Source organism: Enterococcus sp. DIV1368b, from assembly GCF_050529595.1.
Classification (GTDB): domain Bacteria; phylum Bacillota; class Bacilli; order Lactobacillales; family Enterococcaceae; genus Enterococcus_B; species Enterococcus_B mundtii.
Window position 1 is genome coordinate 2,719,380 of the sequence record NZ_CP172883.1, and the last position, 22,876, is coordinate 2,742,255.

Genomic DNA, 22,876 nt, shown 5'->3' on the forward strand with positions numbered 1-22,876 from the left:
AGTATAAAAAATTATTCAGAACATTAATTGAAAAACGGAAAATATCTCACAAGTGTCATTGAGGGAGATTTTACTTTTATCTACTCTTCATAAAACCAACTTCTATTTCTTTCAGTAATCTTTTAAACGTCATCACCCCAGTTTCCTCAGAAGAGCTTAAAACAAACATGGTGGCTTTACCATTACCTATCTTTTGTAGCATCTCCTTTTCAACTAAGTTATTTACATTTTTTCTAACAGTGTGATCTTTATAGCTTGTAGAATTTACTATATCTTTAATTTTAAAAGCAGGTTTTTCCATGGCATATTTAATTATGCTAGTTTCTACTTCGTTCAGACCACTTAAACTTTCTAACATATTTATTGTCCATATCCTGACTTCAGTAGAATCAAAATTGGTATCAACTTCTGGAGTACGCAAGCTGTTCTTTGTAGCTACCTCAAAAATTCTAGGTCCTCCTGATCCTCCTTTTTCAGCAATTCCAACTCTTCTAAATAACGTTGAGATAATCGAATTTCTTGTTACAGAAAAACTTCCATTTATAAATTCATCTTTAGAAACTTTCATTTCTCCCGGGTTGTAGAAACTTACGTAATCATCACAATTGATTATTTTAATTACTTTATCAGAGACATAATAAGCATGCATTAATGTATTTACTAATGCTTCTTTTAATGCAAGTAATAAGTCTGTTCTATAGGACCCTCTCGTCATATTTTCTTCTTGTCTATAGGAATCAGGCACACTGAGTTCTAATTTTTGAATAACTAAATTGTAGAACGAAAACAAGTTCATCTCAGGATAATTCATATCTCCACTTGATACCCTATCTCGCCAGTCAGTATCTAAAAAGCTTTGTTTTTTAAAATAATCTAATTGAAATTTTTTAAATCTATCAGTTATAGAATTATATTTGCCCAAAAATAATAATCCGCCTATTGTTAGTCTATATGGCGACTTAGAATCTTGTCTATCTTTTTTTAATACTCCAATATTCTTTAATAATTCTTCATGACTAAGCTCAAAATATTTAGAATTATTCGTATTTTTATAAAGTAGATTTCTATATTCGTTCACTGTTTCAAGATTTAAATCGTCTATGTCATAGTTTTGCAACAGCTCACTATCAATATCATTCTGCGAGTCTACGATTAGATATTTAAATTGTGCATCATCTGCAATACGATCACCATCGTCTGTTCTAATATATGTTTTACTTTTGTTGTTGTTTATATAAACTGGTCTTCTTTCATACGGTGCTTTGGGTACATTTATTTCTATAATAGATTTACCTGATACTTTGAATGTTTGAACATCTTCATTAGTAAGTAAATTAACACTAACTTTTTGTTTATCATGGATACAATTCCAAAATTCCGTAATAACTTTTTCTGGGTTGTCGACTCCAACTACTTGGTATTCTTTTTTAGATACTAGCTCTTCTATACCTAAAATTATAATTCCGCCATTAGTATTTGCAAACGCACTATAAGTTGACCATACATCATTCGATAGTTTAGTTTGAGACTTTTTAAACTCAAGTTGGAAATTTTCTTTTGGTTCTGTGAAGATTTCATCTTTCAATTCAATAAACTTAATTTTTTACACCCCCTGATCTTAATTCAAAAGCATTTCAAAAGTATTTCAAAAGTATTCTTCTTTAAAAAATGTTGCTATTTCAACCTTTCCAATATAATTATGCTCAATAGTCTAGATAAATCAAAAGTATTTCAAAAGAATTGACAATATAAAAATTCGAGATATAATTTAGGTTTAATATATTTTAATCTGAATATTATGCCCATCATTAGATAGAGAATAACTCTAATGAAAGGTTTTTTTGTATACTCTAGAACTCGAACCTACACATCTTCTATTATGAGCTAAATACTCTATCTAACTGAGCTAAAGGTACAGGTTGTTACCACTAATTTATTTTTGAGTATGTAAATGAGAAATCGCGGCAACAAACTTGTTATCATAATAAAGGTACGTGTATGGACGGTTATGAAATTGATTATTTTGTATATAATGACAAAAATATTTTGTTGAATGATTTTTAACTTCGTCAATAAGCATTAGTTCATACAAGCTGTTCACATATAGTATGATATACTTTTATTATGTTCTTCTCTATTATGCAAATAAGCATATATAAGGGTTTTATTTGGAAGAATTTATGGCAACGTCCTATACTTAAATTATCAAATAAAAAGGACGTGAAGATAAATGTCAGATTTAGAACACAAAGAAGAAAAAGCTTTAGACAAAATTGTTGCTACAGTCAATAAACTGGATAAAGAATTAAATGAACTTGATACGTTATCTGAAAATCCAGAAAAAAAACACAACCTAAAAAAATGGTTAGTTGAACGTAAGGCGATTCATGAAATCAAAAAAATTCTTCATGAAGCTGATAAATACGAAAAATATGATGAAAAAGAACTTGATAAAGAATTTAAAGAAATTAATGATCTATTACAATAATCTGTTAAAACGACTCATTTTGAGTCGTTTTTTTATACAAAAACACTACCAGAACGCTTCTGGATAATAGTTGAGTTACGAGAAGATTATACACGTACCCAAATTCCTTTTAGCTACTATCATCTATCGCCAACTATATCTAATCACGAATAAGTTTTAGCAATAGACTTGATGAACATCTTTCTTTTCTGCTACTACTCATGATCAAATGGTTTTTACGTTTTTACTTGTGTTGCCACGAGTTATACTAGAAACACAGCGCATTTCAAGAAACAAAAAAAGGCTAAAAACCTTAATCAATAAGGTTTTTAGCCAATCAAAAATCGATAAAATTATTTAACTGTTACAGAAGCGCCAACTTCTTCAAGTTTAGCTTTTAATTCTTCAGCTTCTTCTTTAGAAACGCCTTCTTTAACTGGTGCAGGAGCGCCATCAACTACAGCTTTAGCTTCTTTCAAGCCTAAGCCAGTTGCTTCACGAACTGCTTTGATAACTTTAACTTTTTGGTCTCCAGCTGCAGTTAATTCTACAGTGAATTCAGTTTGTTCTTCAGCAGCAGCACCGCCACCAGCAGCAACTGCAGCTACAGGAGCAGCAGCAGATACGCCAAATTCTTCTTCAATAGCTTTAACTAGGTCGTTAAGTTCTAGGATAGTTGCTTCTTTTAACTCAGCAACGATGTTTTCAATGTTCAATGCCATTTTTGTTTCCTCCATTTTAAATGTTCTTTTTTTATTTATTGTTTATGCTATGCGGCAATTAAGCTGCATCTCCATCTTCTTTGTCTGCGACTGCTTTGACAGCGTAAGCCACGTTGCGGACTGGCGCTTGTAGTACAGATAGCAACATAGATAGAAGTCCTTCGCGGTTTGGCAATTTTGCCAATGCTGTGATTTCTTCCAATGTAGATACTTTACCTTCGATGATACCGCCTTTGATTTCTAATGCTTTTGCATCTTTAGCAAATTCGTCCATGATTTTCGCTGGTGCTACTACATCTTCGTTACTGAATGCAACGGCTGTAGGGCCAGTGAAAACTTCGTCCATGCCGTCTAGGCCGGCTTTTTTAGCTGCACGTGAAAGGATTGAGTTTTTGATAACTTTCATTTCAACGTTAGCTTCACGAAGTTGTTTACGTAAGCGTGTTACTTCATCAACAGTTAATCCACGGTAGTCAACTACGACTACAGAAGCTGCTTCTGTAAATTTTGCACTTACTTCGTCAACGATTGCTGCTTTTTTTGCGATAATTGCTTCACTCATTTTTGAGTTTCACCTCCTGAATTTTGATGGAAGAGTTTTTTACGACTGAATCGTTTGTGCCTCATCTAATCACTGCGTTCTTAGTGATTCTACTCGCTTGCGCTCGAAAGGAAACTCCTTTCGCTCAACTCAACGAGTATTGTTCATCATCTAATCACTTCGTTCTTAGTGATTCACAACAAAAAACTCTATGCCACCGTAGACATAGAGGGACTATTGAATATATTCAATAAACGTCCTCGGTAGGAAATTAAGGCTAAGCCACCTACTGTCTTCGGTACAAGTTAATTATTAACCTCAACTAGCTTAGCACGCTAAACTAGTTGAGTCAAGAATTATTTTTCAGTTGGATCAATCAACGTCCTAATCGTTGGATTAGAAAGAAGCTTGGTCTACATGGATACCAGGTCCAAATGTTGTTGTTACAGTAATGTTTTTCATGTATTGACCTTTAGCTGCAGATGGTTTAGCTTTCACTAATACATCATGGATCGCAGCAAAGTTTTCAACTAATTTTTCGTTGTCGAAAGAAACTTTACCGATTGGTACGTGGATGTTTCCAGCTTTGTCAACGCGGTAAGTTACTTTACCAGCTTTTACTTCGTTGATTGCTTTTGTTACGTCCATTGTTACAGTACCAGTTTTAGGGTTTGGCATTAAGCCTTTAGGTCCTAATACACGTCCTAGACGACCAACAGTAGCCATCATGTCAGGTGTTGCAACAACTACGTCAAAGTCAAACCATCCGTTTTGGATTTTTTGAACCATGTCGTCGTCACCAACGAAGTCTGCACCAGCTGCTTCAGCTTCTTTTGCTTTGTCTCCTTTAGCAAATACTAAAACAGTTTGTGTTTTACCAGTTCCGTTTGGTAATACAACAGCTCCACGAATTTGTTGGTCTGCTTTTTTAGGGTCTACGTTTAGACGGTATGCAACTTCAACTGTTGCATCAAATTTTGCAATGTTTGTTTCTTTCGCTAATGCTACTGCTTCAGCGACAGAATAAACTTTATTTGAATCCACTTTTTTCAATGCTTCTTGCATTTTTTTGCTCTTTTTAGCCATTTTGGTTCCTCCTTGATTGTGGTTATAACGGTTGTACCTCCCACGTGTCCTATACCTTTCAATACAGGGCCAACTGAGAAGCTACTTTCTTAGGGTGCAGATTATTCTACAGTGATCCCCATGCTTCGTGCAGTTCCTTCAACCATGCGCATTGCTGCTTCAACGTTAGCTGCGTTTAGGTCTTCCATTTTTAATTCAGCGATTTCTTTTACTTGATCGCTAGAAACTTTAGCAACTTTATTTTTGTTTGGTTCGCCTGAACCTTTTTCGATTTTCGCTGCTTTTTTCAATAATACTGCAGCTGGTGGTGTTTTTGTAACGAATGTGAATGAACGGTCTTCGTATACAGAAATCACAACTGGAATGATCAAACCTGCTTGATCAGCTGTACGAGCATTGAATTCTTTTGTGAATCCCATGATATTGATACCCGCTTGACCTAGTGCAGGACCTACTGGGGGAGCTGGAGTTGCTTTACCTGCAGGAATTTGCAATTTAACGATTTTTTCTACTTTCTTTGCCACGAGACATACCTCCTTAAGTCCGTGATGTGGTTAATTGGAGATGCATATTTCTCCTCCCACGTATTGTCAGTTGATCTTAAAATCAATTGACATATCATGTACATAACGAATGCACACTGATACAGTATAGCAAATTATTCTTTTTTTTCAACAATTTTTTCTGATTATTTTCACCTTTATCCAAAAAAAAGCTAAATATCTGGTTAAAACGTGAAGAAATCTCTTTATAAATCGCTTATTTATGCTAAACTTACGCCTGTATGAACCTAATACATAATATATATAATAAATAAGTTCTTCTATTCTAATGAGGTGAAATAATGAAAGATCTAAAATACAGAAGTGTATTTGATATTATTGGTCCTGTCATGATTGGACCGAGCAGTTCGCATACCGCTGGAGCAGCAAGAATCGGAAAGATCGTCCGTAGTATTTTTGGTGATCAACCAGATTCTGTTGACATCTACCTATATGAGTCTTTTGCCAAAACCTATCGTGGACATGGTACTGATATTGCCTTAGTTGGAGGATTATTAGGCATGGAACCTGATGATTCTCGTTTAGCAGATTCGTTAAGGTTGGCTCATGAAGCAGGTATGGAAGTATTATTCGTACCTAAAAGTGAAAAAGCCGATCATCCTAATTCCGTCAAAATGTTGTTGAAAAAAGGCAGTCGAAAGCTTTCGGTTACAGGTATCTCAATTGGTGGGGGCAACATCCAGATTTCTGAATTGAACGGCTTCAAGATTTCATTAAGCATGGGAACACCGACCTTGATCATCGTCCACCAAGACGTTCCTGGCATGATTGCTAAAGTCACCAATATTCTTTCAGAAACCAACACCAATATCGGTACAATGACAGTTACTCGTGAGTCAAAAGGCGAAAATGCCATTATGATCATGGAAGTGGACGATCCTCAAGTAGAAGATACCGTAAAAAAACTAAAACAGTTACCAAATATTGACAGTGTCAATTATTTCGAGTAAAGGAGCAGACGAGGTATGTTTTTATCAATTGAAGAATTAGTCCAACAAGCACAAGACTACCCTAGCGTTGCCGAATTGATGATCGCAGTTGAGATGGAGATGAGCGGTCGTTCTCGTGAGCAGATCATCAAGATCATGGAAAAGAATCTACTCGTGATGGAACAATCTATCGCAGAAGGAAATGCCGGCGTAACTTCTGTCACAGGAATTACTGGCGGCGATGCCAAAAAGATGGACAACTATCTTTCTCACGCTGATTTCCTTAGTGGCGAAACAATCTTGACCGCGGTTCGTAATGCGATTGCTGTGAACGAAGTCAATGCCAAAATGGGATTGATCTGCGCAACGCCTACTGCGGGCAGCGCAGGAGTTGTCCCTGGTGTCTTGATGGCCGTACGTGATCGTTTGCAATTAACCCATGAACAACAACTCGACTTCTTATTTACAGCTGGCGCTTTTGGCTTGGTCATTGCAAACAACGCATCGATCAGCGGGGCTGAAGGTGGTTGTCAAGCAGAAATCGGATCGGCGAGTGCGATGGCTTCCGCTGCCTTGGTTTGTGCGAAAAACGGCACACCTCACCAAGCCGCCCAAGCTGTGGCAATCACGCTTAAAAATATGATGGGTTTGATCTGCGATCCTGTAGCTGGTCTCGTCGAAGTTCCTTGCGTTAAAAGAAATGCTTTAGGTTCGTCACAAGCATTCATCTCAGCTGATATGGCTTTAGCTGGCATCGAAAGCGTGATCCCACCTGATGAAGTAGTCGCTGCCATGTACCAAGTGGGTAGACAAATGCCTTCGATTTTCAAAGAAACCGCAGAAGGCGGACTTGCAGTGACACCTACCGCGAAACGATTAACGAAAGAAATCTTAGAAAAACAAACATAGTTACTTCTTATATCAAAAGCTGAATCAGACAATGCACAAAAATTCGTTATCGCCAAAGATATGCCGAATAACCATGGCAGCAAATTTGCTGCCATGGTTATTCGGTTTGTTTCTTACATCCTTCGCTTTGCTTCAAACACAAATTGCCCCATTTGTTCATAGAGATCCGCTTTGATTTGTTTTAAGTCATGATGGACTAACTGATGATCACGTACGAGCTGTCTGCCATCCACCCACACATGAGCCACATTGGAAGCATTCGCTGAATAGACTAAGGCAGAATAAGGATCAAAAATCGGAAACATATTCACAGACTGCGTCTCAACGATAATAAAATCTGCCTTGTTCCCTACAACAAGCTGACCAGTTTCTTTAAAATCTAACAATTCCGCCCCACCTCTAGTGGCTAAACGGACAATTTCCTTCGCTGGGAAAAGCGCACGATCTTTTTCAAAGGTTTTATGAAAATTGGCAAATAGCTTCATTTGTGCAAAGAGGTCTAAAGTGTTGCCACTACTTGGACCGTCTGTACCTAAACCGACAGTTAAACCCGCAGAAAGCATCGCTTTAACTGGCGCTACACCTTTCGCTGATTTTGTGTTCGCACCGATACAGTGCGCAATTCCGACTTGCTCTCCTGCTGTAGCGACTAAAGCAATATCTGCTTCTGTCATATGGATACAATGGGCCATGATCAACGGTCTGTTCATAAAACCTAAGTCTTTCAACAACTCGAATGGGGTTTGTTGATACTGCTTCGCTAATCCCTGCATTTCATAGTCCATTTCTGCCACATGCAAGGTGATCGGCACATCGAATCGTTCACTCAATTCGACTGTCCGCTTCAACCCTTCATAGGTATTGGTATTCGGCGCATGAGGAGCCAACGCAGGCGTAATCAATGGATGATCTTTCCACTTTGGCAAGAATGTCTCACAATAAGTCAAACCACCAGAAGGCTCTACATTATCACACACAGGCATATCAATGATCGTTTCACCAAGAATCGCACGAATCTTAAACTGATCACATACTTGCGCGACTTGATCTTCAAAATAATACATGTCACAAAAACCTGTCACACCACTAAGCAACATCTCACTGATTGCATAGGCTGTACTAGCTGCCACTAGCTCTGGGGTCATGAACGCTTCTAATGGAAATAAGAACCGACGTAATCGATCTGGTACATCGTCTCCTAAAGATCGAAAAGGAATCATCCCAGCATGGGTATGTGTATTCACAAAACCTGGCAATAAGATACCACCTGCACCATCGATGACTTCCTCCGCAGAAGCCATGCCTTCCTGCCATTCTCCTATCTCAATGATGCGATTTTCTTCAATCCGTACATACCCGTTTTTGTATTCAGTCAGTTGATCATCCATCGTTAGAACGTGGACATTTTTTATCAATGTACTCATAACAAAACACCATCACTTGGAAAAACCAGCGGATAAAATTCCTGTGTTTTCGTATTCATCATTCCTTTATCTGTCATTTTGATTGCAGGTGAAACTGGTAGTGACAAAGTAGAAAACGACATGATCTCATTCATGTTTTTATAGCCTAAATTTTGCATTTCTCTACGCACAGTTTTTAAATCTTGGCCTAACTCTTCAATTGGCGCTTGTGAAACGATCCCGCCAATCGGTAGCGGGCAAGTTGCTGCTAATTTGCCCTCGTTAACTACCACATAGCCACCTTGTAATTCCAACAATTTTTGCTGAGCCAGCAGAATGTCTTGGCAGTTATTCCCCATCACCATCACGTTATGATGATCATGCGCCCAAGTCGTCGCAATACTTCCTGGTTTTGAAATGGGTTCTTCCATCAAAGCATACGCCACATTGCCATTCTTTCCATAACGTTCCATCACGAGCAATAAGGCGCAATCTGAATTTTCCCAATCGAGGTATCCATCTTTCACCGGAATTTCCTTCGTGATCCGTTCTGTAAACGTACCAACCTCATGTTTACGAATAACATTACAACGAACACTTGCCAAATCCGTTTTGACTGGCAACCTTAGATCATCTAAAGAAAGCTTTTTACAATGGACCGTTTGACTGTATGAAGCAGGAAATTGTTCGATTTTTTCTGGATAAGTGATCGCCTCACCTTGCCTGTAGACTTCTTTGCCCGATTTAAAGACCGCAGAAATAGCGAATGTAGATAAATCATCTAACAAAATAAAATCAGCCATTCGTCCAGGTCCAATCAATCCACGATCATTCAAACCCATTCTACGTGCAGGCGTATAAGTCGTCATATAGATTGCTTGTTCGACTGGTAACCCCGCCTCTACTGCCTTTTTCAAATTTTCATTTAAGTGACCAGTGAGTAAATCGTCTGCCATCACATCATCAGTGATCAGACAAGCATAGTCATAATATTCATTTTCTGTGATCACCGCCATATTTTCCGGTGTGATCGACTTGTTTTGAAATTGGATAAACATGCCGTTCTCAATTTTTTCTGCTAAGGATTCTGGAAACTGATGCGTATGATCAGAAGAAATCCCGCTATACATAAATGCTGCCAATTCTTCTTCGTAAATTTTAGGACAATGTCCTTCCAACGGCATCGTCGGACGTTTTTCTTTACATAGGTCAATAATTTGGCGAATCAGCGAATTTGGTTCATGGGCAATGCCGTGAAAATTCATGGCTTCGCCTAAACAAATCACTTTTGGATTGTCTAACAATTTTTCTGTTTCAGCTAACCCAATGATGCCACCGGTAGTTTCTAGTTCAGGTGTAGTGGAAGGAACGGACGATGGGATAGCATGGAAAATATCTAATTCCGTTTCTGCAGCCATAAATTCAGTCAACCCTTCAAGCCCAAAAACATTTGCCATCTCATGCGCATCCGCAATCACTGTAGTCACACCAAATGGTAAAACGGCCTTTGAAAAAATACTTGGCGTAGTCATTGAACTCTCAATGTGCATGTGGCTGTCAATCAAGCCAGGAATCATGTATTTCCCTCGGCCATCAATTTCTTGAAGGCTCTCCAAGTGACTCAGATCCTTTGTTGTGATGTAATAAAATTTTTCACCGCTGACTGTGACATGTTTCTTCTCAAAACATTGTTTGGCTGTGTTATACACTTGGGCATCTCTAATCAATAAGTCAATCTTCACATTTTTCCCTCACTTTTATTGTCCTTAGACACGAATAGGGGGCTGTGCGTTTCCGACACAACCACCCCAATGTTTATTTTTTCAATGATTTCCGTTGATAGGAAAATGTTTATTGGTTGATCAAACGATTCCAACGATCGATCCAGTCAGTCATTTGACTATTCACGAAATCAAAGTCAATATTTTTTGCGCGATCAGCAACTGCCCCATACGTCATATTACCAGCTTCTTCTTCACTCAACTCCACTTTATCATTCGTCGGTGCTTCATTTAATGAAAGTGCCTTTGTTTTTTGTGATTCTTCGCTAATTCTATAGTTGATGAATGAGTAAGCCAATTCTTTATTCGCTGCTTCTTTTGGAATATTGATCGTATTGTAGTTCGCATATGTGCCACTCTCAGGGACCACGTATTCGATCGTGTCAGAATCCCCTTTGACGATATCATAAGCAAAATCCATCACGATCGCTGCTTCGATTTCTCCTGCTTGGAACATGTTTGCTAAGTCAGAAGATCTAGCATAGGTCTTAACGATATTTGGTTTCAATTCTTCTAAGGCTTCAAATGCTGCCTCGCCATTGTCATCTTCAATCGCTACACCCGCATGATCACTTGCAATATACATCATCAAAGGACCGGCAGTCGTAGTAATTTCTGGGATCGAGATTTTTCCTTCTAATGCTGAATCCCAAAGATCTGACCAGCTAGTAATATCTTTTCCAACTTTTTCTCTGTCGTAAACGATACCTACACTGTTTACAGCAATCGGAACACCTGCACCACTATCAAAGACTTCCTTCGCTCCTTCAGTTAAGTCCGCTAAATTAGGGATTTTTGATTCATCTAGTTTTTCAAATAATTCTTGAGAAGCGCCATCCGCTGAATTCGCTTGCGCTAACTCAATCACGTCGATTCCTCTAGGATTACTGATTAATTTGTTGAAGCGATCGCCACTGTTCCCTAGATCCATTGTGATCTTCGCATCGAATTCTTTTTCAAAAGGATCCATCACATCGCTTTTCACGATATCTTCGCTTAAACCAAATGTTGATACAACTAGATCTTTTGACTCTTTCGCTTCGGAAGAATTAGTTTCAGATCCTCCACCGCAAGCTGTCAATACAAACATACTTGCTAAAACTACTGAACTTACTAGAAAGCCTTTTTTCACTGATTTTTCCCCTTTTCTCTACTTATTTATCTTCCAAAAGAACGATTTTATCTTTTGGGAAATGCAGGTTGATTTGATCCCCTGCTTGGTAAATTTGTTTATCCGTACCGTTTACTAAGAACTTACCTAAAGCCGTTGTCACTTCATACTGGTAACTTTTCCCTAAAAATGTTCTGACTTTCACTTCACCTTTTACAAGATTATGTGTCGCATCAGAGGCAATCTCAATATCTTCGGGACGGATCGTCGCTACTAATCGCTCTGCTATCGGTTGCTCATAAGGTGTCTCAATGACATTCCCTGCAGCTTGATAGCGGATGCCTTCGATTTGTTCAACTGGAAAGAAATTTTCAAAACCGATAAAATGTGCAACAAAACGAGTTTTTGGATGTCGATAGATTGTTTCCGGTGTATCATATTGCTCGATAACGCCATTATTCATGACCGCGACTTTATCCGAGATCGAAAAGCATTCTTCTTGATCGTGGGTCACAAAAACTGTTGTAATACCAAGTTGTTGTTGGATACGTTTGATCTCGATCCGCATTTGGACACGTAGTTTCGCATCTAAATTACTTAATGGTTCGTCTAGCAATAGTAACTTAGGTTCAATAACCAATGCTCGAGCCAAAGCCACTCGTTGACGTTGCCCACCTGACAGTTGTTTCGGGTAACGATCACCCAACTGTTCCAAGCCACAGATTGCTAACATATCAGCTACTTTCTTGGCGATATCCGCTTTATTTTCTTTACGCAATTTCAAACCGAAAGCGACATTCTCAGCAATCGTTAGATGAGGAAACAACGCATAGCTCTGGAATACCATACCAAAATTACGTTTATGCACAGGAACTTTCACTAATTCTTGATCTTCCAGAACAAAAGAGCCCTCATTCGGCGAAATCAATCCAGCAATCACACGTAGCGTCGTTGTTTTACCGCAACCACTAGGGCCTAATAAAGAAACTAGCTCTCCTTTTTCCATTGAAATAGACAAATCTTCTAATATATTTTGTTTTCCGTCATAACTCACACGGATATTGTTCAAATTTACAAAACTCACGGTTCTCCCCCTCATAGTTTCCAGTCATTCTCAAGTACGTTCGATTTCTTCACTCAACAGTTAAGCGATTGAAGCCAATCCTAACGTTTTCTCAATAATAAACATCAAGAAAACGGTTAATACCATGATCATTACTGAAATCGCCGACACAGTCGGATCATACGTATATTCAATGTAGCTCAACAATGAAGTGGGCAACATCGTTACTCCTGGTCCAGATAAAAACATAGAAACTGGTACATTATTGAATGAGTTGACAAAAGCCAGCATAAACGCCGCAAATATTCCAGAAGAAACATTTGGTAAGACGACTTGCATAAAAGCGCGGGTTTTGGTACAACCCAACGTCCAGGCAACTTCTTCAATCGAAAAATCTAATTGCTCCATGCTTGAACCTACGACGCGAATGATATACGGTAGGCTGATCAAAAAATGACCAATCAATAAAGCTTGGATCACCGGCAAGTTAAACTTGATCACAATGTATTGGAACAAGGAATAGCCGACAACGATACCCGGAATCATCGTTGGTGACAAAAAGAAATTTTTAAAAAGCTGTTTACTCTTCATGTGGTAACGAGAAAGTGCGTAAGAAGTCGGCACGCCTACTAATAAAGCTAACAGAGTAGCCCCTACGCCAATACTTAAACTCAATTTAAAGCTATTCATAAATGTTTCAGAACTTAGTGCTTTCTTGTACCATTCTAATGAGAATCCATCAATCGGAAATTGTATCGTCGATGATTGTCCAAAAGACGTTACAACAATAATCACTAATGGTAAAAACAAAAACGCAAAAACTAATACTGCGATGATCGTCATCCCTTTTTGCTTACGCATGATTCATTTCCCTCCGATCTAAACGTGCAGCAATCATATTCAATCCTTTATTCACGATCAGAGTCGTGACGATCATGATCAATGCAATGACACTTGCTGAAGTCCAATCACCTAAAGTCGATGCTTTTTGGTATAAGAAAGTCGCCATCATCATATTTTGGTTCCCACCTAAAAGTTGTGGTGTCGTATAAGCCGTCAACGTGCCTGTAAATACTAAAATACTGCCAACGATCACTCCAGGTATACAAAGCGGCATGACAATTTTATAGAACGTTTTAAACGGACTCGCACCTAACGTTTCGGCAGCTTCCAGTGTTTCTTTCTCAATATTTTCCATCACGCCAACAAGTGTCATGACCATGGTAGGTAAGAATAAATAGACAGACCCGATAATAATTGCAAACTCCGTATATAGTAAGGCGATGGGTTGTTCGATCAGTCCTATGCGAATCAAGAAATTATTGATCACTCCTGTCCTTCCTAAAATGTTGATCCAGGCAAAACTACGGATGACTGAATTGGTCAATAATGGAAACATCGTCATTGCCATCAATAAACTTTTCCACTTTTTACCCACACCTGCAATAAAATAAGCAGTTGGAATACCTAAAACGGCAGAAATCAATGTCACAATGACAGAAACGCGAATTGTTCGAAGAAAAATCTTCAAATTGAAATCATCTTTCAAAAAACTGGTGTAAGCACTTAGACTAGCACCTGTTTCAGTAAAAATAGTTGGCCATATAATATTGACCAATGGCAAAATCATAAAAAATAGTAATAAGATCGTTCCCGGCGCAATGATCAAATACGGAACATTCTTCCTCATTGTTCTCCCCCTCATTCGTGTTCTGTCTCATTATAAGAAAAAATACGAACATTTTCAAGAAAACTTTGTAATATATTCAGAAAAAAACATGAGTTATATGAAAAACATTGTAAAAAACCTGCGTTTATCCGTTTTATACAAAAAAATTGTATTTATTTTAGTTATCTATGTTTATTTTCCAAATGATTATTCGTAATTAATGCGAGTTAATTATCAAAAGTGTTGAGTAATACATCTCAGTTGAAAGAGAAAATCAGTTTTCTGGAAAACAAAAAAGAGCAATTACCGAACATTCATCCAAAAACGTTCGTTAATTACTCTTTTTATTAGACTCAACTCTTCCATAAAAACTGACTAACTTCTCGATCCACTTCTGTCCCGACCTCGCGAGGCATCTACATGTCGTTAATCATTTGAGGTATTCATTATTCCAGAACGTTAAATCCATTTATAAAACAACAATTAGATTTACCAATAGCGTTTCTCTAAAACTAATATATCAATAACAAATACATGTTAAAAAGATTAAAAAAAACAAAAAAACACAATGGAAAGGTTTGCATTTTTATATTGATATGATATATTTTTTTTGGATATATCCTAAAATTAACTGGAGGTCAAGCACATAATTCTATCAAAGAAAAACTAACTATTACTAGTCACAATGACAAGTATTTTAGGAATTTTGCTTTTAAATTTTACAAAACGAGTTGAAGCTGAATCTTTTGGAGGAACAACTGCATATACGTATACAGCAGTATCTGCAAATGTAACCAAAACTTCATCAAGTGCTACTACATACGTTAATTGGAATAGTTCCAACCAAAAAAGTCACAAACAATGGTTTGCTCTTTATCAGAATGGGTCAAGAAAAGGACAAGGATTATTTAATTATCTTACAAATTCTGCATTTCCTGGGAATGGTTCAGCAGGTTCAACTGTCCATTTAGCTTCACAAAGAGAAAACATCATTGACCCTACAACTTACATTTCAGGAACATGGACCCCTTAAAGATGATGGTCAAGAATCCGTGCCAAAATAACTTCGCTATTTTTTCTCTTAAGATCAAATAAATAGCGAGAAAGGAGATGCCTTCTTTAAATAAGGCGTAATCTCAAACATTCAAAGAGAAATTTTTGGAGATTACGTCCTATTTATAGAGGCTGAACACTTTTACACCGTCTTCTTGTCACATACCGATTGAAAAAAGGAGATGTATGTTTGAATAATTTTTGGAGATTAAATAAATACCACATTTCACTTAGTTTAGTCATATTTTTCATAATGGTATTCTCTATTTTAAATGAATATATTTCAAATGCCTTTCTTTATGTAACAAACTTAGGATTTAGACAAGAAATGAATCAAGGTCAAACCTTTAATAATGTTTTTGATTTCTTTTGGAGAAGTTTAACAGAGTCTGTTTGGTCTTTTGATTATAGCTTGATTTTTGGAACGAATTTATTTCAAATGTTCATCCCTTTAGTAGCTTCTATTGGAACAGCAATATTTGCTCAAAAATGGCAAACTATTTATAAATTTGAAATTTATCATGTTTTAAATTTTAGAAATTTTGTTTATAAGAAAATATTATCAACGGCTACAAAAATAGCATTGGCAACATTTTTTGGTTTCTTTATCTATTACTTATTTTGCTTTATTGCATTACATGATTCTATCAACGATACTGTGACACGTCCAATGTTTGAAGATATTTTCGGATCCAATTTTTATGTCAATCATAGGTTTTTGCAGTCTTTTCTAGAAGGAGTTGTTCGTTTTTTCTGGATTCCATTTATATATACTATCTTCGGTACTTCTATCTCATTGATCGTTTCAGAAGCAAAAATATATTTATTAGCAGCACCTTTATATTACTATAGCATGTCGGCTATCGGTACAGGGATGACAGCTTTTTCTGAAGATATTTCGTTGTATTTTAATCCTACAGTGATTATGGCGTCTGGTGATTATTATACATTTAACACATATCTTCTGTTGCTTGCAAACTCTATCCCATTATTTATTGGTATAGTATTGATTTACGGAAGGAGTCAGAATGTTGAATTATAAGTTTTTGATTTATCCGACTATTTCTTCTTTAATAATAATTTTATTTGTCAGTTTTATGCCTAAAACCATCATCACTACAGGATGGATTTTTTCTAATTTCCTATCAATGTCAGTAATACTTACGATATCCTTTTTTTACTTATTTGAAAAACATAGTTTTATTCAAATGGAAGTGGTGAAATGCGAGAGTATTTTTCGTTTTTTTCGGTATAAGTTGGCTGTATTATTTAATCGTAATGTCATTTACACGGCGATACTCTCTATCACATTTACAACATTAAGTTACATTAAAGTTGGCAATGCGGACTTCAAAATAATTTCAATCTATTCTCTTGCGTTGATCTTATTATTATCCTTATCAGGGTATCTCATGTTAGTAACATCCTTTTCCTTCAAAAATATATGGGCACCGTACATTACTATTATTATGATATATAGTTTTTATTTTTATGCGTTTGTAAATATAAATTTATCCCCCTACTTTAACCCTTTTATTTCGTACATAACAAGTTTCAGCGAATTTCAAGGATATGGAACTGAACCTACCTATTTTAGTCATTTTGGAATAATTGGTTTTCTATTCTCAAATTTACTTTTTTGGGGACTTGGATATCTTATTTTTCATATCAAAGTTCGGAAGATCGATCTATGACAAAAAAAATAGTATGTTACACAATTGTTTATTCATTAGAAGTGATCTATATTATCTATATTTTTTCTAGCAATATCGCTTTACAGGAAGTATTCAGCATGATTACTTTTAATTCATCTGTCTATAAGAAGTTCTTGATCGAATTAATAAATCCTAAACTCATTGTTTTTTATCTTTTAGTGAATATATTTACCTTACTATTCACTATAGATAATTTGACATCTTCAGCTTCGATGTATTCCATGATTCTATATAGAAATAAAAAATCAGGATTTTTTTTACTAAGGATAAAACATATTTTTTCTGTACTTTTATTAAATAGCGCAATTCAATTTATAAGCTTTTTTAGTACTTTATTTTTTTGGGGATATATATATGGCCTATCTTCAGGCATCAATATTGTAACTTTTACTATCCTATTTTTTAAATATTTCACTATACTATTTATATTCCTAATTTACTATGATTACTTTAAGCTAAAATCAAATAATATATTTATTCTTCCAGTGTCAACCTTTTTATTATTATCAGTTTTGATAGTAGATTTACTTTTAAATTTTGGATTGATTCGTATCTCAGATAGTATAATAGAAAATTTATTGTACTTGCTTTGTGATTTAACGATACTAGGTATTTCTATGACGATTTTGAATCTTAGATTTAAGAAAAGAGATGAATTTTATTGATTGAATTAATTAATCTGGGAAAACAGTATAAGCAAAAAATTTTATTTCAAGATGTGAATGTTATCTTCAATGAAGGAAAAAAATCTTTTATTAAAGGAATAAATGGTTCAGGAAAAAGTGTACTTATGAAGCTCATTGTAGGATACTCTACCCCAACAAACGGGATGGTCAAAGTTGCTGGAAAAATAATAGGCGTAGATCAAGATTTTATACCTGATGCTGGAGTTTTCATTAACGCACCTGATTTTATTAAAAGTTGGACTGGTGCAGAAAATTTGTTGTATTTAGCAAATATCCGCAAAATAGCTAATGAAAAAAAAATTCGTTTTTTAGCAAGTCAATTGAATCTAGAAAAAGATCTGAATAAAAAGTATAAACATTATTCACTTGGTATGAAACAAAAATTAAGAATCATTCAAGCGCTTATGGATGAACCTACCTATTTAATTCTAGACGAACCTTTTGATGCTCTTGATAAAAACAGTCGAGAAAATGTTTTGAATTTGTTAGACAATTACCTTAGTGAAAATGCTCAAAGAATTCTAATTTTTTCTAGTCATAACGATAGGATGGAAGACTTTGCAGATCATATCTACGAACTTGAAAATCAAACGCTACTTCAAATAAAATGAAGAAATAAATTTATATAGCATGCACCCGACTGGATTTAAAAAAATCTGATATTATTAGTGGATCATCTGAATGCAGCTTTTTCTTCTTCAATCAATATCCCAAAGAAATCGACTAACTTCTCGATCCACTTCTTCATTTTCATGAAGCATACTATGTGAAGCACCTTCCCCTTCTTCGACCTTTTCCATTACAGGGTTACCATGCTGTTTCAATAAGGCATAAACTGCTAATGCACTATTCAGTGGAACAGTTCCATCACTTAGCTCTACTTCACTCAACTGCCCTGCAACTAATAAAAATTGTGTGTCGGTAGGGAGATTCCCTATCATTGTTTGATAATCTTGATACCTTGAAGACACTACTGCCGGACCATTTTCGAGTAAATCAGCTAAATTCTGACCGCTATCATCCACAAAATCATTGAAAGGTGCGCCTAGCGCTACAAACTTTTCAACTTGCGGTAAAGTTGTTTCTTGGCCATACGTGACTAGATAACGGAGGCCGCTGACTCCACCCATTGAATGTCCGACAATGTTCACTTTGTTGATTTGGTCAGTTGTCTGCAAATAAACCAGACATGCACGAATCCATTCTGCTTGATTCCACTCATTATTTTCATTGTCTTCGAAAAGCACTTGGATCATTGGATTGGTTGCTTCTTTTGATAACTCCCCTTGCGCTTGAACGTTCCCATTAGTATCTACAGTCAACGTCAATTCTTGTTGCCCTTTGCTTTCTCCTTCTAAACGATCGATCATTCCTTTGAATGAATTCACTGTTCCTTTATATCCGTGAACAAATAAGGTAGGCACACTCCCCTTTTTTACGGATTCTACTTGGCTTGTCCTCGTTGTTTCTGTGGAGGCAGTTTCTTTTTGGCTCTTGTTTTCTTGCGTTTGACAACCAGAGAGGATTAGCAGTACCAGCAACACCATGCGACTTAGCACCCGATTAAAAGTTACTTTATTTTGTTTTATCACCTTTCTCACTCCTTTCATTCAAGACAAAAAAGAGCTGAGATGACTAAGCATCCCAACTCCTCCATTATTCTGATCACTGTTTAGTCGATCTTGTCTACTTGATCAAAATCAAGCTCTGTACTTGTTTCACGACCGAACATGTCAATGTTTACTTTTAGTTTTTCTTTTTCTTCATCGACTTCTGTCACTTGACCTTCTAATCCAGCAAAAGCTCCTTCGATGATCTTAACAACTTCGCCAACTTCTACTTTCAGTTCGTTTTGACGTAAACTCATACCGATTGAACGTAAGATATGATTTACTTCTTCTGGTAATAAAGGTGCAGGCTTACTTCCTGCTCCGTGAGAACCAACAAAACCAGTAACGCCCGGTGTATTACGGACAACATACCATGAAGCATCTGACATGATCATTTCTACTAAGACATATCCAGGGAATGTTTTATGAACGATTTCTTTTTCTTTCCCATTTTTCACTTCAGTTTCTGTTTCTTCAGGAACAACGACACGGAAAATAAAATCAGCCATTTTCATACTTTGCGCACGTGACTCGATATTTGCTTTTACTTTGTTTTCGTATCCAGAGTATGTATGTAATACATACCAATTTTTTTCAAAAGATTCCATTGAAGGCTCCTCATTTCATTTGTAAAATAAAAAAACCTCAGTTCCCCGAAGCTTTTCCTCTCTTTGATTATAGCACCGTTTGATGGTTTTTACTAGTGACTTATTTTTTGTTCCCTAGTAATTTAAAAAGCGTTATTTATTCTTATTTTGGTGCAGAAATTGTATTATCTACTGTTTTTTTTTTTGAAAATAATTTCTTAAAAAGCTTATTTTATAAAGATGAATCAAAAATTTTTGTTATTAGACAAAAAGGCATAGGAAAATACATACCCAAGTCAATATTATTTATTCCTACAACGTACAATTATAGTCGTAAGGAATCTTATTGAGCTTTATAGAAATTTACGAGAGGAGGTATCCCGATGGAAACAATAAGACAACTCATTGCATCGATTTTTGGTTGGTTAGATTCTTTCGCATTGATTCTTTGCTGTATCACTGTTTTCTTTTTAAGTTTAAAAGTCTCGTCTTTGGAAAAAGAAGTAAAAATACTAAAGAATACTTTTAAAAACCATTCAAAATAAGAGTCATGTTGTATGATTCAAATCAGTACATATCTACATTTCCAGATAGTCCGATCCGTTCAAACACTTTCTAGATAAACCAAAAAAAACCGAAAAGATAGCAAACTTTTCGGTTTATGTTTACTTCTAAAAATTTTTATCTAATATATTAAAAATATGTTCGATCTCGTATTGTGTTTCAAATCTATGTAAATCAGCTAAAAGTTCATTCTTCAACTTGCTCGCTCCAATCAATTCTAATCCCATAATATAATCCTTTATTTTTTTACTGACAGCCTCTCCTTCGATGTGCGCAAGTAAAAGTTGATAAAACCGATGATATATTTCAGTTTCTCGCTGAAAAATAATTCTACGTCGAGTCTCAAATAGTTTTTCCAAATAATACTTAGCTAATTTTAGCTCTTCTCTTTCAATCATCAGTAAAAACACATTATTATAAATACCTGATAATATGGAATGGAAGATCTCAAATTCTCCATTTTTCATCACATTTTTTTCTACTTCTTTTAATCGCTGTTTGATGTAACTTGTTTCAAATAAATAGAGGAGAGTAGCAAAGGTCGTCATTTCAAATCTTCCCCACTCATCGATTTTCTCTAAATAATCAGATAATCTTTTCAGATAGTTAGTATCTTTTTTATTTAATTTTTTTACACCATCGATTTCCTCATACCACTTATAAGTTTTGACAGCAAGATAATTTCTTATGACGACTAAATCATCTGAGTATTCTACTTCTTGGGCTAGTTTTTTTAATTGATAATTGATTGCACCACTATTTTTTTCTAGATTCCGGAACATTTTCTTCAAACTCAAATTTTTTTGAGATACTTTATCTCCATCAAGATAAAACATGAATTCATCGATCGTCATATTCAATCGTTCTAATAATTCTAAAAAGACTAATAATGGTAAATGATTTTTCCCATTCTCATATTTAGCTAACGTTTCCCGCGAAACAATTCCATGGGCTAATTTTTTTTGAGAGAGGCCTCTATCCACACGCATTTTTTTTAATAATTCATGAACTTCCATCGTTCCCTCCTTACTTATCAATTAATGGATTAGTTGTTTGTTAAATTATTCACAATAAATTCTTTCTATTGCCACACCTTTTATTTTAATAACTAAGTGACATATAAAAAAATAGAGCTTCCAATTGATTGATAATCATGGATAGCTCGCCTTTTATTTAGATAAACTTATTGAATTATTTCAAGATCCATGCAAACAGACTTTGAATCGCTGTATCCATCACGAAAAACATTAGTCCGAAGATGATCGATGTTTCGATAACGACTAGTGTATCTTTACGTAATTGTTTTTTACTTGACCAAGTCACTTGTTTCATTTCATCTTTTACACTTTTAAGAAATTTCATCGTACGCCTCCTCCTTGTTATTTTGTCTCTTTATGTAATGTGTATTGATTACAATATTTACAAAATTTGTTGATTTCCAAACGCTCGCCGCTTTTTCCTTCACTAATCGACTTAGTATAGTTTCGAGAACCACAAACGGAACATGCTAATGCCGCTTTTTTCTTTGCCATCCGTTTCCCCTCCTCACTGAAAACCAAATTTATACCATACTACATTATCATGTAAATTATTTTATGTCAATTAGTGATCGTACGCTCTACTGTTTTTATTTTAGTTATGATATGATTACTTAAAGGATTTTAAAAATGAATAATCTGGAGGTATGACTATGCTATTAAAAACTCTTGTTTACAAGAAAAAAGATTTGACTACCGTCTCTGAGACAAGCAACTTGGAAGAAGCACTAGAAATTTTAGAAACATCCGGTTACCGTTGTGTACCGATTCTTGATACTTCCGGGAATATTTTCCGTGGGAATATTTATAAAATGCACATCTATCGTCACAAAGCAAATGGCGGCGATATGACTTTACCAGTCACTCATCTATTGAAAAACGCAACAAAATTCATTTATTTAGATACTTCTTTCTTTAAAGTATTCTTTACGATCAAAGAGCTTCCATACATTGCTGTACTTGATAGCCAAAACCATTTCTATGGGATTTTGACACACAGTACCTTACTTGGTATGTTGTCTCAGTCTTGGAGCGTAGAACAAGGAAGCTACGTCTTGACGATTGCTTCGACAGGTAAACAAGGTGACTTAGCGGCGATTTCAAAGATCATCGCAAAATATAGTAGCATTGCTAGTTGTATCACTTTGGACATCGAAAAAGATGAATACATCCGTCGTACCTTGATCACTCTACCAGCCCATACAGAAAAAAGTGTCTGTGATTCGATCGTTAATCACTTAGAAAAGAAAAATTACAAAGTGATCGAAATTGAAAATTTACAAGATGCTAATAAATAAAAACCTGTTTAGTGGTTGATATTTACTAATCATTTAGAAAAAATCATATTAAAAAAAGCCAGAAATCCCAAAATCATTTAAG

General features: G+C 35.7%; 24 protein-coding genes and 1 other annotated feature. Of the genes, 8 read left to right on the top strand and 16 right to left on the bottom strand.

Annotated features, from left to right (window positions below; all coding sequences use genetic code 11):
- Positions 1–76: 76 nt before the first annotated feature.
- Positions 77–1,585: an RNA-binding domain-containing protein gene (locus IGJ19_RS12535; protein ID WP_430604171.1), complete on the bottom strand. Its 1,509-nt coding sequence runs from the start codon at positions 1,583–1,585 to the stop codon at positions 77–79.
- A 645-nt stretch (positions 1,586–2,230) separates the two neighbouring features.
- Here IGJ19_RS12535 and IGJ19_RS12540 point away from each other — a divergent pair.
- Entirely contained in the window at positions 2,231–2,488 is a 258-nt protein-coding gene (locus IGJ19_RS12540) for a hypothetical protein (RefSeq protein WP_010734286.1), read from the top strand.
- 332 nt (positions 2,489–2,820) lie between these two features.
- Here IGJ19_RS12540 and rplL read toward each other — a convergent pair whose 3' ends face one another.
- The 4 genes from rplL to rplK all read right to left on the bottom strand — a co-directional run bounded on the left by rplL (position 2,821) and on the right by rplK (position 5,340).
- Positions 2,821–3,189, bottom strand: a complete 369-nt coding sequence (gene rplL, locus IGJ19_RS12545; protein ID WP_010734285.1) for a 50S ribosomal protein L7/L12 — start codon at positions 3,187–3,189, stop codon at positions 2,821–2,823.
- Between the two features lie 58 nt (positions 3,190–3,247).
- Complete coding sequence (gene rplJ / locus IGJ19_RS12550; RefSeq protein WP_071866450.1) at positions 3,248–3,751, bottom strand: 50S ribosomal protein L10; 504 nt, start codon at positions 3,749–3,751, stop codon at positions 3,248–3,250.
- A gap of 170 nt (positions 3,752–3,921) precedes the next feature.
- Positions 3,922–4,047 (bottom strand) — a sequence feature (ribosomal protein L10 leader region).
- Between the two features lie 79 nt (positions 4,048–4,126).
- Complete coding sequence (rplA, locus tag IGJ19_RS12555) at positions 4,127–4,816, bottom strand: 50S ribosomal protein L1 (RefSeq protein WP_071866451.1); 690 nt, start codon at positions 4,814–4,816, stop codon at positions 4,127–4,129.
- A 101-nt stretch (positions 4,817–4,917) separates the two neighbouring features.
- Positions 4,918–5,340, bottom strand: a complete 423-nt coding sequence (gene rplK, locus IGJ19_RS12560) for a 50S ribosomal protein L11 (protein WP_010734282.1) — start codon at positions 5,338–5,340, stop codon at positions 4,918–4,920.
- 320 nt (positions 5,341–5,660) lie between these two features.
- Between rplK and sdaAB the strand changes: the two genes are divergently transcribed.
- Together sdaAB and sdaAA are read left to right on the top strand one after the other, a co-directional pair.
- A complete protein-coding gene (gene sdaAB / locus IGJ19_RS12565) occupies positions 5,661–6,329 on the top strand; it encodes an L-serine ammonia-lyase, iron-sulfur-dependent subunit beta (RefSeq protein ID WP_010734281.1) in 669 nt (222 codons plus the stop codon).
- 15 nt (positions 6,330–6,344) lie between these two features.
- Positions 6,345–7,217, top strand: a complete 873-nt coding sequence (sdaAA, locus tag IGJ19_RS12570; protein ID WP_074799359.1) for an L-serine ammonia-lyase, iron-sulfur-dependent, subunit alpha — start codon at positions 6,345–6,347, stop codon at positions 7,215–7,217.
- A gap of 113 nt (positions 7,218–7,330) precedes the next feature.
- Here the strand turns inward: sdaAA and IGJ19_RS12575 are convergent, their stop codons facing one another.
- The 6 genes from IGJ19_RS12575 to IGJ19_RS12600 form a co-directional block, all read right to left on the bottom strand.
- Positions 7,331–8,641: an amidohydrolase gene (locus IGJ19_RS12575; RefSeq protein ID WP_272018404.1), complete on the bottom strand. Its 1,311-nt coding sequence runs from the start codon at positions 8,639–8,641 to the stop codon at positions 7,331–7,333.
- Positions 8,638–10,362, bottom strand: a complete 1,725-nt coding sequence (locus IGJ19_RS12580; protein WP_430604172.1) for an adenine deaminase C-terminal domain-containing protein — start codon at positions 10,360–10,362, stop codon at positions 8,638–8,640. The genes IGJ19_RS12575 and IGJ19_RS12580 overlap by 4 nt, the downstream gene beginning before the upstream one ends.
- A gap of 109 nt (positions 10,363–10,471) precedes the next feature.
- Complete coding sequence (locus IGJ19_RS12585; protein ID WP_430604173.1) at positions 10,472–11,533, bottom strand: ABC transporter substrate-binding protein; 1,062 nt, start codon at positions 11,531–11,533, stop codon at positions 10,472–10,474.
- Positions 11,534–11,555: 22 nt separating this feature from the next.
- Positions 11,556–12,596: an ABC transporter ATP-binding protein gene (locus IGJ19_RS12590; RefSeq protein ID WP_065096676.1), complete on the bottom strand. Its 1,041-nt coding sequence runs from the start codon at positions 12,594–12,596 to the stop codon at positions 11,556–11,558.
- Positions 12,597–12,656: 60 nt separating this feature from the next.
- Positions 12,657–13,436, bottom strand: coding sequence for an ABC transporter permease (locus IGJ19_RS12595; RefSeq protein ID WP_010734275.1), 780 nt, complete (start codon positions 13,434–13,436; stop codon positions 12,657–12,659).
- Positions 13,429–14,265, bottom strand: coding sequence for an ABC transporter permease (locus IGJ19_RS12600; RefSeq protein WP_430604174.1), 837 nt, complete (start codon positions 14,263–14,265; stop codon positions 13,429–13,431). Before IGJ19_RS12600 ends, IGJ19_RS12595 begins: the two co-directional genes overlap by 8 nt.
- Before the next feature lie 685 nt (positions 14,266–14,950).
- On the opposite strand from IGJ19_RS12600, the gene IGJ19_RS12605 reads away from it, so the two are divergent.
- The 3 genes from IGJ19_RS12605 (at position 14,951) to IGJ19_RS12615 (ending at position 18,309) form a co-directional block, all read left to right on the top strand.
- The gene (locus IGJ19_RS12605; protein ID WP_130029207.1) at positions 14,951–15,277 is read left to right on the top strand and encodes a hypothetical protein; all 327 of its coding nucleotides are present in this window, start codon (positions 14,951–14,953) and stop codon (positions 15,275–15,277) included.
- A 210-nt stretch (positions 15,278–15,487) separates the two neighbouring features.
- The gene (locus IGJ19_RS12610) at positions 15,488–16,339 is read left to right on the top strand and encodes a hypothetical protein (RefSeq protein WP_430604175.1); all 852 of its coding nucleotides are present in this window, start codon (positions 15,488–15,490) and stop codon (positions 16,337–16,339) included.
- Positions 16,340–17,673: 1,334 nt separating this feature from the next.
- Complete coding sequence (locus IGJ19_RS12615) at positions 17,674–18,309, top strand: ATP-binding cassette domain-containing protein (protein WP_430604176.1); 636 nt, start codon at positions 17,674–17,676, stop codon at positions 18,307–18,309.
- 87 nt (positions 18,310–18,396) lie between these two features.
- Here IGJ19_RS12615 and IGJ19_RS12620 read toward each other — a convergent pair whose 3' ends face one another.
- A complete protein-coding gene (locus tag IGJ19_RS12620; protein ID WP_430604572.1) occupies positions 18,397–19,245 on the bottom strand; it encodes an alpha/beta fold hydrolase in 849 nt (282 codons plus the stop codon).
- A gap of 125 nt (positions 19,246–19,370) precedes the next feature.
- The gene (gene nusG, locus IGJ19_RS12625) at positions 19,371–19,916 is read right to left on the bottom strand and encodes a transcription termination/antitermination protein NusG (protein ID WP_010734272.1); all 546 of its coding nucleotides are present in this window, start codon (positions 19,914–19,916) and stop codon (positions 19,371–19,373) included.
- Between the two features lie 362 nt (positions 19,917–20,278).
- On the opposite strand from nusG, the gene IGJ19_RS12630 reads away from it, so the two are divergent.
- Positions 20,279–20,440 (top strand): hypothetical protein, encoded by a 162-nt coding sequence (locus IGJ19_RS12630; protein WP_177187654.1) that lies wholly within the window; start codon positions 20,279–20,281, stop codon positions 20,438–20,440.
- Between the two features lie 126 nt (positions 20,441–20,566).
- On the opposite strand, the gene IGJ19_RS12635 is transcribed toward IGJ19_RS12630, so the two are convergent.
- The 3 genes from IGJ19_RS12635 to rpmG all read right to left on the bottom strand — a co-directional run bounded on the left by IGJ19_RS12635 (position 20,567) and on the right by rpmG (position 21,991).
- Positions 20,567–21,475, bottom strand: coding sequence for a helix-turn-helix domain-containing protein (locus IGJ19_RS12635; protein WP_071866460.1), 909 nt, complete (start codon positions 21,473–21,475; stop codon positions 20,567–20,569).
- A gap of 175 nt (positions 21,476–21,650) precedes the next feature.
- Entirely contained in the window at positions 21,651–21,821 is a 171-nt protein-coding gene (secE, locus tag IGJ19_RS12640; RefSeq protein WP_065096667.1) for a preprotein translocase subunit SecE, read from the bottom strand.
- Positions 21,822–21,838: 17 nt separating this feature from the next.
- A complete protein-coding gene (gene rpmG / locus IGJ19_RS12645; protein WP_005878997.1) occupies positions 21,839–21,991 on the bottom strand; it encodes a 50S ribosomal protein L33 in 153 nt (50 codons plus the stop codon).
- A gap of 158 nt (positions 21,992–22,149) precedes the next feature.
- On the opposite strand from rpmG, the gene cbpA reads away from it, so the two are divergent.
- Positions 22,150–22,794, top strand: a complete 645-nt coding sequence (cbpA, locus tag IGJ19_RS12650; protein WP_065096666.1) for a cyclic di-AMP binding protein CbpA — start codon at positions 22,150–22,152, stop codon at positions 22,792–22,794.
- The last annotated feature ends 82 nt before the right edge of the window (positions 22,795–22,876 follow it).

Excerpts from the sequence above, each read along its gene's own strand:
- cbpA (WP_065096666.1), top strand. The coding sequence starts at position 22,150 with ATGCTATTAAAAACTCTTGTTTACAAGAAAAAAGATTTGACTACCGTC.
- sdaAB (WP_010734281.1), top strand. The coding sequence starts at position 5,661 with ATGAAAGATCTAAAATACAGAAGTGTATTTGATATTATTGGTCCTGTC.
- rplJ (WP_071866450.1), bottom strand. The coding sequence starts at position 3,751 with ATGAGTGAAGCAATTATCGCAAAAAAAGCAGCAATCGTTGACGAAGTA.
- rpmG (WP_005878997.1), bottom strand. The coding sequence starts at position 21,991 with ATGGCAAAGAAAAAAGCGGCATTAGCATGTTCCGTTTGTGGTTCTCGA.
- nusG (WP_010734272.1), bottom strand. The coding sequence starts at position 19,916 with ATGGAATCTTTTGAAAAAAATTGGTATGTATTACATACATACTCTGGA.
- secE (WP_065096667.1), bottom strand. The coding sequence starts at position 21,821 with ATGAAATTTCTTAAAAGTGTAAAAGATGAAATGAAACAAGTGACTTGG.
- IGJ19_RS12630 (WP_177187654.1), top strand. The coding sequence starts at position 20,279 with ATGGAAACAATAAGACAACTCATTGCATCGATTTTTGGTTGGTTAGAT.
- IGJ19_RS12575 (WP_272018404.1), bottom strand. The coding sequence starts at position 8,641 with ATGAGTACATTGATAAAAAATGTCCACGTTCTAACGATGGATGATCAA.
- IGJ19_RS12600 (WP_430604174.1), bottom strand. The coding sequence starts at position 14,265 with ATGAGGAAGAATGTTCCGTATTTGATCATTGCGCCGGGAACGATCTTA.
- rplL (WP_010734285.1), bottom strand. The coding sequence starts at position 3,189 with ATGGCATTGAACATTGAAAACATCGTTGCTGAGTTAAAAGAAGCAACT.
- IGJ19_RS12540 (WP_010734286.1), top strand. The coding sequence starts at position 2,231 with ATGTCAGATTTAGAACACAAAGAAGAAAAAGCTTTAGACAAAATTGTT.
- IGJ19_RS12595 (WP_010734275.1), bottom strand. The coding sequence starts at position 13,436 with ATGCGTAAGCAAAAAGGGATGACGATCATCGCAGTATTAGTTTTTGCG.
- IGJ19_RS12620 (WP_430604572.1), bottom strand. The coding sequence starts at position 19,245 with ATGGTGTTGCTGGTACTGCTAATCCTCTCTGGTTGTCAAACGCAAGAA.
- sdaAA (WP_074799359.1), top strand. The coding sequence starts at position 6,345 with ATGTTTTTATCAATTGAAGAATTAGTCCAACAAGCACAAGACTACCCT.
- IGJ19_RS12635 (WP_071866460.1), bottom strand. The coding sequence starts at position 21,475 with ATGGAAGTTCATGAATTATTAAAAAAAATGCGTGTGGATAGAGGCCTC.
- rplA (WP_071866451.1), bottom strand. The coding sequence starts at position 4,816 with ATGGCTAAAAAGAGCAAAAAAATGCAAGAAGCATTGAAAAAAGTGGAT.